We start from the raw sequence: 12,161 nt of genomic DNA on the forward strand, positions 1-12,161 counted from the left end.
CGCCCTTGGATCGACCACCCCCTGCCGCCGATCGCCGCGTTGAACCCGCGCGTCAGAAGCGGATGCGGACACCTCCGTCGATGCGGTTCGCGCCGTTGCCGCCCTTGGCCTCGGCATCGCCGTTCACGAACAGGTCCACATTCTTGGCGACGGTCAGTTCCGCCCCGGCTCCGAAGTGGGCGGTGGTCTTCGCCCGCGATGCGCCGTTGACGGTGAAGCTGGTGCCGGTGCCGGTGAACGCGGCGGTCGCGGTGATCGCATCGCCGTCGATCCGGTGCCGGACGCCGCCTTCGATCCAGCCGCGCAGCTTGCCGCCGACCGGGCCCGACGCGCGGATATCGGCGGTCAGCGTGGTGAGCTTGTACTTCTGCCCGGCGACCTGCAGCGCGAATGCGGCGCCGCCGGTCTCGGTCACGCCCTCGCGCTTGACCTCGGTATGGGTCACGCCGACTTGCGGGCCGATCTTCATGCCCTGGCCCAGTTCGAAGCCATAGCCGACCCAGCCGTCCAGCGTGGTCGAATGCAGGTCATAGTGGCTGTCGGTCTTGGAAACACCGGTTGCCGGATTGCGGGTGGTGTCAGCCTTGGCGCGATCGAGGATCAGGCTGGCCCCGGCGTCGAACCCGCCGGCAGACACGTTGACGCGGCCGCCGAAGAACATGCCGTCGGCCTCGTTACGCGCGCCGATGCCCGGGATCGATTGGCGCGCATCGCTGCGGCCGACGAACAGCGCCGCCCCGAACGTGTCATTGCCGAAGCCGACCCCGCCAAGGTAACCGCCGGTGCGGACATTGGCGCGCGATACGCCGTTGTCCTGTCCGGCGAACCGGCGCCATGCACCGAAGCCGTGACCGAACACGAACAGTCCCGATCCCGTTTCGGGCCCGGCGACACGTGCCCCGCGCAGGGCCGAGGCGATCGCCTGACCGTTCTCGAACCCGATCTGCGCCACCGAGGCATAGGCTTCGGGATTGAGCGTGGCGAGAACCGCCTGGTTGGCAAAGCCATCGCCGCCGACCAGCACCGGGAAGGCATCGAGCACGCCATCAGTGGCTGTGCCGCCGGTCAGCAGCGCGTTGAGATAGGCGTTGGTCAGAGTGACCTGGCCGTTCGCCCCGCTCGTCAACTGGAACATGCTGATGAGTTCCAGCGTGTCTTCGGTCTGGCGCAGCACGCCCAGCACGGTATCGTCGCGGGTGATGTTGGTACCGAAGGTGCCTTCGATGCCGCCGGTGGTGTCGATCAGCACATAGCTGCCGGGCGTCAGCGGGCGGGTGCCGCTCAGCGTCAGCGAAGCGCCGCTGGCGATGGTCAGCGTGCCGTCGATCACCAGCGCATCGCTGGCGGACGGGGTGAACTCGAACACCGTGCTCGACCCTGCGCCAAGCTGGACATCGCCGACCACCGTCATGGTGCCGGGCGACGCGCCGGGCGAGAGCGTGCCGTTGACGACGATATCGCCGCGCACCAGCCCGGCGCTGCCGAAGGTGGCCCCCTGATCGACGGTCACGTCGGCATCGATCTCGGAGCCGGTGCGGCCGATCAGGCGGCCGCCGGCGACGTGGATCGAATCGAACGCGCCGTTGCCGCTGAACGCGGTGACGCCGCTCTGCACCGCGACGGTTTCGAACCCGCTGAACTGGCCCAGACCGATTTCCGTCGGCTCGGCATAGGTTGAGGTGGTGGCGATGCGCAGTTCGTCAGTGCCGGTGCCGGCAAGGACGCCGAGCCCGCCGATGCTCCAGCCATCGCGCAGTTCGAGAACGTCATTGTCGTCGCCCAGATCGATGAGGCCGTTGACCCCGCCGGACAGGGTGAAGTGATCGTTGCCGGTGCCCATGTAGACATCGCCGCCGACGGTGCCGGAATTGGTGAACTGGTCGTTGCCCGCCCCGGCGAACACGCTGCCGCCGATGAAGCCGGGGTTGTCCAGCACATCGTCGCCGCCGGTGGGCACAACCACTGCAGCCAGCGCGAAGGGGCGGGCGAACTGCTGCTGCTGGTTGCCGCCGCCGCCATCGCCGTCCGGCGCGCCGACGCCATCGAGATCGACATCGCCGTTGATGGTGCCGTTGTTGGTGACGTGATCGTCACCCAGCCCCGCGCCGACATCACCGTTCATGGTGCCGTTGTTCGCGAACTGGTCGTCACCGTTTTCGAGGTTGACGTCGCCGAGGATCGTGCCGTCGTTCGTCAGGTCGTCCGCGCCGGTGGAGCCGGTGACGGCAACTTCGGTCTGGGTTTCCACAGTGCCGCCCGCCGCGAACACGGTCGGTGCGCCGGCTTCGAGGCCGATGGTATCGACTTGCGCCGGGCCGTCAAACGTCACCGCGCCCGTACCGGTCAGGCCCAGCATCTCGAAGTTGACGAGCTGGTCGTAGAACGCGGCGTGGATGGTGCCGCCGCCGGTGATGTCGAACGTGAACGTATCGAAGCCGTCACCGCCGTCGGCGATCCCGGTCAGGCTGGCGTTGATCCCCTGCGTGAAGAAATCATCGCCGCTGCCCAGATCGATATCGCCGTCAATCGTGCCGTAGTTGGTTACGCTGTCGGTCTGGTCGCCGAGGCTTACTGCGCCGTTGATCGTGCCCCGGTTGATGAGATCCTGCGAGACGCCGTCCAGCCCGTGGAACGCGGTTGCGCCCGGCGTGGCGGCGGAGACGGTGCTGCCCGCACCGAGGGTGACGAAGCCGCTGGCGAGTTTGATCGGCGCGGAGACGACCAGATTGCTGGCGCTGACCGTACCGGTCCCCCCGATCGCGGTCGTCTCGAACCCGGTGTGGTGCAGCGCCGCCATGTCTTCGAGCGCGCCGTTGCCGGTCACGTCGAATACCAGCAGGTCGTTGCCGGTGCCGCCTTCGAGCGTGCCGGTGATGCCCTTGCTGCCGCCCGGTGCCGCATGTGCGAGGAGGATGCCGAAGGTATCGTCGCCATCGCCCATGTCGACATTGCCGTCGATCAGGCCGGTATTGTAAATTTCGTCCGCGCCGCTGCCCATGTAGACGTGGCCATGGACGGTGCCCGCGTTCGTGAAGCTGTCATCCCCCTGACGCAGGGCGATGCCGCCGTTGATCGTGCCGGTGGCCGAGTTGGTCAGCGTGTCTTGCGAGAACAGCGTGTCGATCGCGCCGCCGATCACGCCTTCGACCGCGTTGGCGTCTAGCCAGTTCTGACCAACGGCGAACAGGTTGGGACTGTTCTGGCCTCGGAAATCCGCCCCTTCCTGACCGGTAATCTCGCCGTCGTTGATGATGGTGATGAGATCGCCGGTCGCGACGACGCCAAGGCCAGCCGACGAGTTTGCGAGGACCTGGGAGTAACCTGGCGCTCCGTAGACTAGGGGGACCACTTCGGAGCGGATTATGCCCGAGGTCTGGTTGTGGATCGTCAGGCTCGAGGTGCCTTCGGCATCAAGCCCCGCGCCGATGCCATACCCCAGATGAACCAGAAACGCGCCTTGCGGCAGGCCGATGGAGTCGCCTTGCGTCACGTACACGCCGCCGCGAGAGATGATCGAGCCCGAGTTCGTGATCGAAGCCGTCGCATTCGCGGTTGCAGCGCCTGGCAGACCGCTTTGGATATCGCCCGCTTCCATCGACACGGCAAGCGCGCCGCCGGCACGATCGGACGTGGAGATGGTGCCCGTGTTCACGAGCGTAAGATCGGCATCGAGCGCGGTTTCCTGGTCGATTTCCAGCCCGCGGAAGCCGGTGGGGAACCACTGTGGGACATACGTCAGCGGATCGCGCGTGATGTCGCCTGAATTGGTGACGGTGACGCTTGTCGTTTCCAGATCGAACGACGCGGTGCCTTCGATCTGCCCGGTATTGGTGAAAGTGAAGGTCCCGCCGTCGGTTGAATCGGTACTGCCGTAATCGTTGGTCTCGATCCTGAGAGCTTCGGCTTCATCGTCGTTGACGTCGTTGTTGATGGTGCCGGAATTGACGAAATTCATCGCTACGGTGGTGAACCGCCCATCCATTCCCCCATCCAGCGTTCCCGAGTTGTCGATCAGGACCGAGTCGGCGGCGATCTCTTCGATGTTCGTGACCGCGTAGCCGATGTCCGACTGGCCAATGTCGAGATCGACCGCGCGATCGATGAAGTTGGGATTGCTTGAGGGGATCGAAATGACGCCCTTATTGGTGAAAGAGAAGTCCTTGGCGAAGCCGGAAACGCTGATCCCGCCCTCGATCGTCGCGCCGGTATCGTTCAGGACGGTAATGTCGGCCGGGTTTGTCGTCGCCGGCCCCGAAACCAGAGTTATCGCATGATCCAGCAACTGGTTGAGATGCGCACCATTGTCGCTGAGGATGATCGATCCGGTGTTCGTGAAGCTCAGATCGGTGTCGGTCTGACCGGCGATGAGCGTGCCGGCACCGTTTGAGAGCAGATTGATTTCGCCGCTGTTGGAGAACGCCTTGGTCGTCAGCGCCAGGTCGCCGTTGATGGTGCCTTCGTTGCTGAAGGACTCCAGGCCGGCGTTCAAAACCACCGCCTCGGTGACCGAGAGCTGGAAGATCGGAGTGTTGACCGGATAGGTGACGTTGACGGTTGTAGTGTCGTCTACCAAGCCGCTGTAAGTGATCGCGCGCTGGGGGAGGACAGCAAGGAAAATCGGATTAATGCCGGTGGCGGACAAGTCGGCCGGGTTGATAACGCCCTGGTTCACCACGGAACCTTGGCCCCGCAGATTCAATCCCGTGCTTCCGGCCCCATCGGGATGCGCGACGAGCGTGGCGGTTGTCCCTGTGCCGAGGACCTCCAGCCCGTAGACTTCGAAATTGGTAGGGAGCGTCCTGGGCAGGGTTACGGTGGCGCTGCTGCTGATCGAACCGGAGTAGACATCTACCCCCTTCCCCGGATCGAACAGCGTCGAGTGAGTGCTGTCGCGCTCAATGTAAACTTCGGTCGAGAACGGGTTTTGCGTGGAGCTTCGGATCGATCCGCTGACGGTGCCGCCCGCATTCACATAAGTCCCGCCACTGGTGAAATGGACATCGCCGGTGATCGCGCCTGCGTTGATGACGGTGACGCCGGAGTTTCGGAGCTCGTAAGGTGCGTTAAACGGCGGAGGTTGGTTGGACACGGGGGTCAACGTCAGGCCGGAGATGGATGCGCCGGCGCGATTGTCGATGACAACCCCCGTTGTCTGGGTCGGGACGGTCACGGCGGCGGTGATGGTGGTGCCGGTGGCGGTGTTGATCACCGTGCCGCCGCTAAGGCCGCTAAGCGCGATTGTCTGATTCGCTTCGGTAACGGTCAGATCGCAAGACCCGCTGGCCGGGCAGTTCTGGGTGGCATGTGCCGGGGACGAAGCCAGCGAGAGCGCGCCGGCGCTGGCGCCGAGCAGGATCCGGCTGCGCACGGTGAGTGCAGTTTTGCTCATTACTTCATCCCCTGATGAGTCCGACGCTCAGTATTGCCGGACTATTGCCCAAACTTCTCGCAACCGAATCTAATTGCAGGATTTTCTTGGGCAACCTATGGAAAGGCATATACCCTGTTCGGGTTATGAGCCGGGGTAACTTCGGGGGGCGGAGTTGATGCACGTATCGGTTTCATCCGGGCTCACCCCGCGCGAGCGGGAATGCCTGGCGCTTATTGCGCAGGGGCACCGCGTGGCGCACATCGCGCATCAGCTCGGGGTTGCCAGCGTGACGGTGGAATTCCACCTCAAGCATGCCAGGACCAAGCTTGATGCCCGCACCCTGCCGCACGCGGTGGCGCTGGCGCTGACGTCGGGGCAGATCGTCGGTGCCGTGCCGGTGTCCGAGGCGATGAGCGGGGCCGCTGCCTGACAGCCTGTAGATCCCGTCTTGGCGGCGCTGCGCAGGTCCGCCATGCTGGAGCGATGACCAGCATTCGCAACATCATGATCCTGACCGGGGCCGGCGTTTCGGCCGAAAGCGGCATCGATACGTTCCGCGATTCGGGCGGGCTATGGGAGAAACACCGGGTGGAGGACGTGGCGACGCCCGAGGCGTTTGCGCGCGATCCCGAACTGGTGCTGCGTTTCTACGACATGCGCCGGGCCGCGATCCAGACCAAGCAGCCTAACGCGGCGCACGCGGCTCTGGCCCGGCTGGAGGCGGAATGGCCGGAGCGGGTGCCGGGCGGCACCGTCACGCTGGTGACGCAGAATGTCGATGACCTGCATGACCGGGCCGGATCGCGCAACCTCATCCACATGCACGGCGAACATCTCAACGCCTGGTGCACCGCCTGCGACGAACGGGTGCCCTGGCGCGCGCCGCTGCTCGATCGCCCGGCATGTCCCGCCTGCGGCGTGCCGGCGCTGCGGCCGGACATCGTCTGGTTCGGGGAAATGCCCTACCGTATGGAAGACATCTACGGCGCATTGCGCGAGGCTGACCTGTTCGTCTCGATCGGCACGTCGGGCGCGGTCTATCCCGCTGCGGGGCTGGTGCGCGGCGCGCGCGATGTCGGTGCGCGCACGCTGGAACTCAATCTGGAGCCGAGCCAGGGCAGTGCGTGGTTCGACGAAGCGCGCCACGGCCCGGCCACGCAGGTTGTGCCGGCGTGGGTAGAGGAGATGCTGTCAGGCGGCTGAGCAGCCCCGGCACGCCGGGTCCTTGGCGATCCGCAACGGGCGCATCGAAGGGGCCAGCCCGTCGATCAGGTGGAGCGTGCCATATTGCGGCCGACCCAGATCGGTGAGGCCATCGAGCACGATGCGCACCGCATGCATCGCGGCAAACGTGCCGACCATGCCCGCCATCGCCCCCAGCACGCCATCGGCGGCGCAGGTGTCGCAATCCTCGGCATCGAAGGCATCGCCAACGAAGCAGCGGTAGCAGGGCTGATCGGGCAGGTGCCCGGCGAAGTTGGCCACCTGGCCCTGGAACCGGCCGAGCGCGGCGCTGGTCAGCGGGATGCCGAGTTGCACGCACGCATCTGACACCGCCAGCCGAGTCGCGAAGTTGTCACACCCGTCCAGTACGAGGCTCGCGCCGGACAGGAGATCGGCGGCGTTCTCAATCCCCACCCGCCGAGCGACCGCCACGACCTCAAGGCCAAGATCAAAACGCCGCACCCATTCGGCAGCGCTTTCCGCCTTTGCCTTGCCGATGTCCGATGGCGTGAAAATCGTCTGTCGCTGGAGATTGGAGACGTCCACCCGGTCGTCGTCCACCAGTGTCAGCCGGCCTATGCCGGCTGCGGCGAGGTATTGCAGCGCTGGACTGCCAAGCCCGCCGCAGCCGACGAGCACCACATGCGCATCGGCCAGCGCCACCTGGCCGGCCCCGCCGATCTCGGGCAGGACGATATGCCGCGCGAAGCGTTCGATCCGCCCGGCCGCCAGGCTCATGCCTGGGCGTCTTCGCCGGTCGCCTCTTCCGCCGGGCGGCGTTCGCGGGCAAAGCCGTGCATGCCGTTCCACCACTGGACGGCGATGACCGCGCCCTTGGCCGGTTGCAGCATGCCGAGCATCATCGCCAGCGCCACCGGCACGACGATCGCGAACATGGCGACCACGCCGAGCGCATAGTCCTTGGACAGCGCGATAATCAGCGGGGCCATCAGGTGGCCGGTCACGATCATGGCGATGTACGCGGGGAAATCGTCGGCCCGCTGCGGCGTCAGATCCAGCGTGCAGACCGGGCAGCGATCGAGCGGCTTCAGCCACTTGCGGAACAGGCGTCCCTCGCCGCAGCGCGGACAACGGCAGCGGGTGCCGCGGGCGATGGCCTGCCAGACGTCGGCGGGGAGGGCGGTGAAGAGCGCTGGAGTCATGCCGGTCCGCCTACAGCACCCGCCCGCCGGGGTGAAGCGCTAAGAATTCAACCCGGGCCGCGCAGCGCGCACGCCACGGCGTCAGGATGCGATTTGCAGGCGGTTGCGGCCGGCCTGCTTGGCCGCGTACATCGCGGCATCGGCCTGGTGCGTCGCTTCCCCCAGTCCGGCAAAACCGGCGAGCCGGGCGACGCCGCCGGAAAAGGTCAGCTCCCACGCCGGGTCCGGCATCACGCAATCGCGCGCCAGCCCGGTACGCAGCCGTTCGAGCACGGCCTGCGCCTCGGCGATCGACGCGCCGACGAACAGCACGATGAACTCCTCGCCGCCCCAGCGCGCCGCAAGATCGGTGCGGCGGATGCCGTTTTCGAGATGCCGGGCGAATTGCTCCAGCACCCGGTCGCCCTCGGCGTGGCCGAAACGGTCGTTGATCTGCTTGAAATGGTCGATATCGATGATGGCGAGCACGGCCTGGGTCGCCCCGTCGAGCAGGGTTTCGGCGCTGTCCAGGAAGCCGCGGCGGTTGCGCAGGCCGGTCAGCGGATCGCGCTCGGCGGCGTCCACCAGCCGCTCCATCCGCGCGGCGTTCTCGTTCGCGGCACGGGCAACGCCGAGGTACAGGCGGCCGACAAGGTCCTGCCCGCCGACCGGGACATCAAGCACGCGCCGCCCGGCGTGTACCGCTTCGAGCAGGTCGATGGCGCGGGTCACCGGGGTCAGCAGGGCGTGAATGGCGGCGAGGCCGAGCGCGGTGCCGGCCAGCGTTGCCACCAGCAGGACGCCCAGGATCGTCAGATCCCAATGCATGGTAACCGCCTCGAACATCAGCACCGTGATCAGCGGCACATGGACGGCGAGAAAGCAGACGAGCAGCAGCCGCAACTCGTAGCGGCGGGGAAACAGGAACCGGGTCGCGTGATAGAAACGCATCGGGGGGAATGCCTTTCCGAAGGAGGTGTCGGGAAAGGCCGGCCTATGGGGCCGTTAGTATGCGCCGTTTAAGCGGATGTGGTTAATTGCGATGAGACGATAATGCCTTCAGGCACGCGCAATCGCCCCGCGCGGCGATGGGCTGCGCGCGCGGGGATAGCGCGGTGGATAACCCTGTTGGCAAGCGGTTGAACGCCGGTGGGCCCGCCGTGGAGGGCGGGCCTCAGCTTTCCAACTGGCGCAGCAGGCTGCGCACGTCGCCGTCCATATCGGCGTCGCGCGTGCGCAGTTCCTCGATAAGGCGCACCGCATGGATGACGGTCGAATGATCGCGGCCACCGAACTTGCGGCCGATCTCGGGATAGGACCGCGGCGTCAGCACCTTGGCCAGATACATCGCCACCTGGCGCGGGCGCACGACGGCGCGGGCGCGGCGCTTGGAGCTCATCTCCTGCCGGTCGATCCGGTAGAACTGGCAGACCGTGCGCTGGATTTCATCGATGGTGATGCGGCGGCGGTTGGCCGACAGGATATCGGTCAACTGCTCTTCGGCGAGTTGCAGCGAGACCTGCTGGCCGGTGAGCTGCGCATAGGCGATCAGCTTGTTAAGGCCGCCGACCAGTTCGCGCACGTTGCGGTTGATCGTCCGGGCCAGGAACTCGATCACATCGGCGGGCACGTCGATCGCGAAGCGCGACAGGCGGCTTTCCAGGATCGAGCGGCGCAGTTCGATGTCGGCCGGCTGGATATCGGCGACCAGGCCCATCGACAGGCGCGACAGCAGCCGGGGTTCCACCCCGTCGAGCGCTTGCGGCGCGCGGTCGGCGGCGAAGACCAGGCGTTTGCCTTCGGCCAGCAGGGCGTCGATGGTGTAAAGCAGTTCTTCCTGCGCGCTCGCCTTGCCGATGATGAACTGGATATCGTCCACCAGCAGCAGGTCGAAGCCGCGCAGGCGGGCCTTGAACTCGATCATCTGGTTCTGGCGCAGGGCCTGGACGAATTCGACCATGAACCGCTCGGCCGAGCAATAGAAGATGCGCGCGCGGGGGTGGTTGTGCAGATAGGCGTGGCCGATCGCGTGCAGCAGGTGGGTCTTGCCCTGGCCGGTAGCGGCCTTGAGATAAAGCGGCGAAAACTGCGGTGTTTCGGTGGCCGCCATGCGCTGCGCCGCGTTGCAGGCGAGGACGTTGGCAGTGCCGGTGACGAACGAAGTGAACGTCTGCGAAGCATCGATGCCGGCGGTGCCCTGGCCGAGCGAGGCGAAGGCTTCCCCCTCGATCGCGGAGCCGAGCGGGGTGCTGGCACCCATCATCGAATCGTTGGCCGGGGCGCGGCTGGGCACGCCGCCGTTGCCGAGACGCAGTTCGGGAAGCGGGCGACGGCCCGGATTGACCAGCACGCGCACGTGGCGCACGTCGGGGCGGGCGATCTTCCAGGCCAGCGAGAGCCGATCCGCGAAGCGGTCCGCCACCCAGTTGGCGGAAAATTCGGTCGGCAGGTAAAGGTCGAGCGTGCCGGTTTCCTTGCAGTAGGAACCGGGCTGGATCGGCTTGATCCACTGGCTGTGGACCTGTTGCCCCAGATCCTTGCGCAGACCCTGGCTGATATCAGCCCAGTCCGCCGCAAGGTTCACGGCTTCCTGATCCTCTTCCGTCGCCAACCTGATTACCTTCGATTTCTTGGAATGGGCGCCGCCTGCGCCGTGTCCCGCCACTGTCCCCGTCACCTGGTGGATCTCCCATGGTTCGCCGCCGCCAAAGTGAGCCGTCACGGAAATTCCCCGGAAAATCGGCATAAAAGCTCTTCCCCCCGCGAGACACGTCTCGCGGTAGCTGTCATGCTTCGTGATGATTTCCCCAGGCCGGTTCCGCAACGGCCAAGGACACTTCTAAGGACGGCCCGCGCCCGCAGGCAAGACGGCTGCCCACAAATTTCGAAAATAATGGCAGTTGACTCAGGGAGAGTGCCCAAAAACCGCAACAAAAAAATTTATCGCTATTTTTCAATGCGTTCCGCAAGGCGGAAAAACGAATCGCGGGAAATCAACGATGTCCCGATTTGCCTGCTGCGATGCGGCAAAAACCAGGACGGGGCCGGCGCTCGATAGCGCCGACCCCGTTCCTGTTATGTGCCGGGGCGAACCCCGGCGATACCCCTTAAGCGATTCGCAAAACGCTCAGAGCTGCACGACGGCCTTGGTCAGGCGCGACAGCTTGCGGGCGGCCGTGTTCTTGTGCAGCACGCCGCGCGCCACGCCACGTGCCAGTTCCGGCTGCGCGGCCTTCAGCGCTTCGGCTGCGGCGCTCTTGTCACCACCGGCGATCGCGGCTTCGACCTTCTTGATGAAGGTACGGATGCGGCTGACGCGGTTGGTATTGATTTCGGCGCGGCGCTCGTTGCGACGGATGCGCTTGCGGGCTTGCGGCGTATTGGCCATCGAATTTCCTCTGTCCGGCCGGCCAGGTCAAACACTGGGCGGCCACAATTGCCTACGAATCTGCTCGAATGGCGAGCTGACTCGCCGGAAAGCGCGCCCCTTAGCGGTGGTCCCCGATTTCGTCAAGGCGCGCAGGCCGGGGCAGGCCGCCTATTTCTGGCACTTTGCGCACCAGAACGTGCTGCGTCCGCCCTGCACGAAACGGCGCACGCTCTGGCCGCAGCCGCAGCTTTCGCCCTCGCGCCCGTAGACCTGCCAGGCCGTCGCGAAATAGCCGAGTTCGCCCGAGGGCTGGGCATAGTCGCGAATGGTCGATCCCCCGGCGGCGATCGATTCGGCCAGCACGGTGCGGATCGCCGGGACCAGCCGGCCGAGCGCGGGGCGACTGACTTGCCCGGCGGCCTTGTCCGGCCGGATGCCGGCCCGGAACAGCGCCTCGCAGACGTAGATGTTGCCCAGCCCCGCCACGATCGCCTGATCCAGCAGTAATTGCTTGATCGGTGCGCTGCGCCCGGCAAAGGCCTTGGCGAGGTGCTTGGCGGTCAGTCCGTCGCCCAGCGGCTCGGGCCCCATCGCGGCAAATGCGGGCCAGATGTCCAGCGCGGCGGTCTGCACCAGGTCGACCGACCCGAACCGGCGCGCGTCGTTCAGTGCCAGCACATGCCCGGCATCGGTTTCGAGCACGAGATGATCGTGCTTCTCGATCTGCTCCGGCTCGATCCGCCAGCGCCCCGACATGCCGAGGTGGAAGATCATGGTGCTGTCGCGGTCGGTATGGATCAGGCCGTATTTGGCGCGGCGGCCCAGCCCGGTGACCCGCGCCCCGGTCAGCGCCTGGACCAGTTCGGGCGGAAACGGGCGGCGCAGATCGGGACGGTTGACCGCGACGCGGGCGATGCGCGCGCCATCGAGCACGCGGGCGAGGCCGCGCACGGTGGTTTCGACTTCGGGTAATTCGGGCATGGTGCGCATGCAGATAGGGCTTGGCGCGCGCCCTGTCACCGGGCCCTCGCCAAGATCGACGCGGCACGATAAG

9 protein-coding genes are annotated in these 12,161 nt (G+C 66.1%); 2 read left to right on the forward strand and 7 right to left on the reverse strand.

Annotated features, from left to right (window positions below; genetic code table 11):
- Window positions 1–52: 52 nt before the first annotated feature.
- A complete protein-coding gene (locus IE122_RS02295) occupies window positions 53–5,389 on the reverse strand; it encodes an autotransporter domain-containing protein (RefSeq protein WP_189619455.1) in 5,337 nt (1,778 codons plus the stop codon).
- 157 nt (window positions 5,390–5,546) lie between these two features.
- Between IE122_RS02295 and IE122_RS02300 the strand changes: the two genes are divergently transcribed.
- Window positions 5,547–5,801 carry a helix-turn-helix domain-containing protein gene (locus IE122_RS02300; protein ID WP_189619456.1) on the forward strand — a complete coding sequence of 85 codons (255 nt, stop codon included), beginning with the start codon at window positions 5,547–5,549 and terminating at the stop codon, window positions 5,799–5,801.
- A gap of 53 nt (window positions 5,802–5,854) precedes the next feature.
- The gene (locus tag IE122_RS02305; protein WP_189619457.1) at window positions 5,855–6,574 is read left to right on the forward strand and encodes an NAD-dependent deacylase; all 720 of its coding nucleotides are present in this window, start codon (window positions 5,855–5,857) and stop codon (window positions 6,572–6,574) included.
- On the opposite strand, the gene IE122_RS02310 is transcribed toward IE122_RS02305, so the two are convergent.
- The 6 genes from IE122_RS02310 to mutM form a co-directional block, all read right to left on the reverse strand.
- A complete protein-coding gene (locus IE122_RS02310) occupies window positions 6,563–7,333 on the reverse strand; it encodes a HesA/MoeB/ThiF family protein (RefSeq protein WP_189619458.1) in 771 nt (256 codons plus the stop codon). The genes IE122_RS02305 and IE122_RS02310 overlap by 12 nt on opposite strands.
- Window positions 7,330–7,758, reverse strand: a complete 429-nt coding sequence (locus IE122_RS02315; protein WP_189619459.1) for a DUF983 domain-containing protein — start codon at window positions 7,756–7,758, stop codon at window positions 7,330–7,332. The genes IE122_RS02310 and IE122_RS02315 overlap by 4 nt, the downstream gene beginning before the upstream one ends.
- Before the next feature lie 81 nt (window positions 7,759–7,839).
- Window positions 7,840–8,688 (reverse strand): GGDEF domain-containing protein, encoded by an 849-nt coding sequence (locus IE122_RS02320; RefSeq protein WP_189619460.1) that lies wholly within the window; start codon window positions 8,686–8,688, stop codon window positions 7,840–7,842.
- A gap of 223 nt (window positions 8,689–8,911) precedes the next feature.
- Window positions 8,912–10,348 (reverse strand): chromosomal replication initiator protein DnaA, encoded by a 1,437-nt coding sequence (gene dnaA, locus IE122_RS02325; RefSeq protein ID WP_308430388.1) that lies wholly within the window; start codon window positions 10,346–10,348, stop codon window positions 8,912–8,914.
- Window positions 10,349–10,864: 516 nt separating this feature from the next.
- Window positions 10,865–11,125, reverse strand: a complete 261-nt coding sequence (gene rpsT / locus IE122_RS02330) for a 30S ribosomal protein S20 (RefSeq protein WP_189619461.1) — start codon at window positions 11,123–11,125, stop codon at window positions 10,865–10,867.
- Between the two features lie 150 nt (window positions 11,126–11,275).
- Complete coding sequence (gene mutM, locus IE122_RS02335) at window positions 11,276–12,088, reverse strand: bifunctional DNA-formamidopyrimidine glycosylase/DNA-(apurinic or apyrimidinic site) lyase (RefSeq protein ID WP_189619743.1); 813 nt, start codon at window positions 12,086–12,088, stop codon at window positions 11,276–11,278.
- Between the last annotated feature and the right edge of the window lie 73 nt (window positions 12,089–12,161).

The organism is Novosphingobium colocasiae (assembly GCF_014652555.1).
Lineage (GTDB): Bacteria > Pseudomonadota > Alphaproteobacteria > Sphingomonadales > Sphingomonadaceae > Novosphingobium > Novosphingobium colocasiae.

What these genes read in the sequence shown, in the direction of transcription:
- rpsT (WP_189619461.1), bottom strand. Translation starts at nt 11,125, where the DNA reads ATGGCCAATACGCCGCAAGCCCGCAAGCGCATCCGTCGCAACGAGCGC.
- IE122_RS02300 (WP_189619456.1), top strand. Translation starts at nt 5,547, where the DNA reads ATGCACGTATCGGTTTCATCCGGGCTCACCCCGCGCGAGCGGGAATGC.
- IE122_RS02305 (WP_189619457.1), top strand. Translation starts at nt 5,855, where the DNA reads ATGACCAGCATTCGCAACATCATGATCCTGACCGGGGCCGGCGTTTCG.
- mutM (WP_189619743.1), bottom strand. Translation starts at nt 12,088, where the DNA reads ATGCCCGAATTACCCGAAGTCGAAACCACCGTGCGCGGCCTCGCCCGC.
- IE122_RS02295 (WP_189619455.1), bottom strand. Translation starts at nt 5,389, where the DNA reads ATGAGCAAAACTGCACTCACCGTGCGCAGCCGGATCCTGCTCGGCGCC.
- IE122_RS02315 (WP_189619459.1), bottom strand. Translation starts at nt 7,758, where the DNA reads ATGACTCCAGCGCTCTTCACCGCCCTCCCCGCCGACGTCTGGCAGGCC.
- IE122_RS02310 (WP_189619458.1), bottom strand. Translation starts at nt 7,333, where the DNA reads ATGAGCCTGGCGGCCGGGCGGATCGAACGCTTCGCGCGGCATATCGTC.
- IE122_RS02320 (WP_189619460.1), bottom strand. Translation starts at nt 8,688, where the DNA reads ATGCGTTTCTATCACGCGACCCGGTTCCTGTTTCCCCGCCGCTACGAG.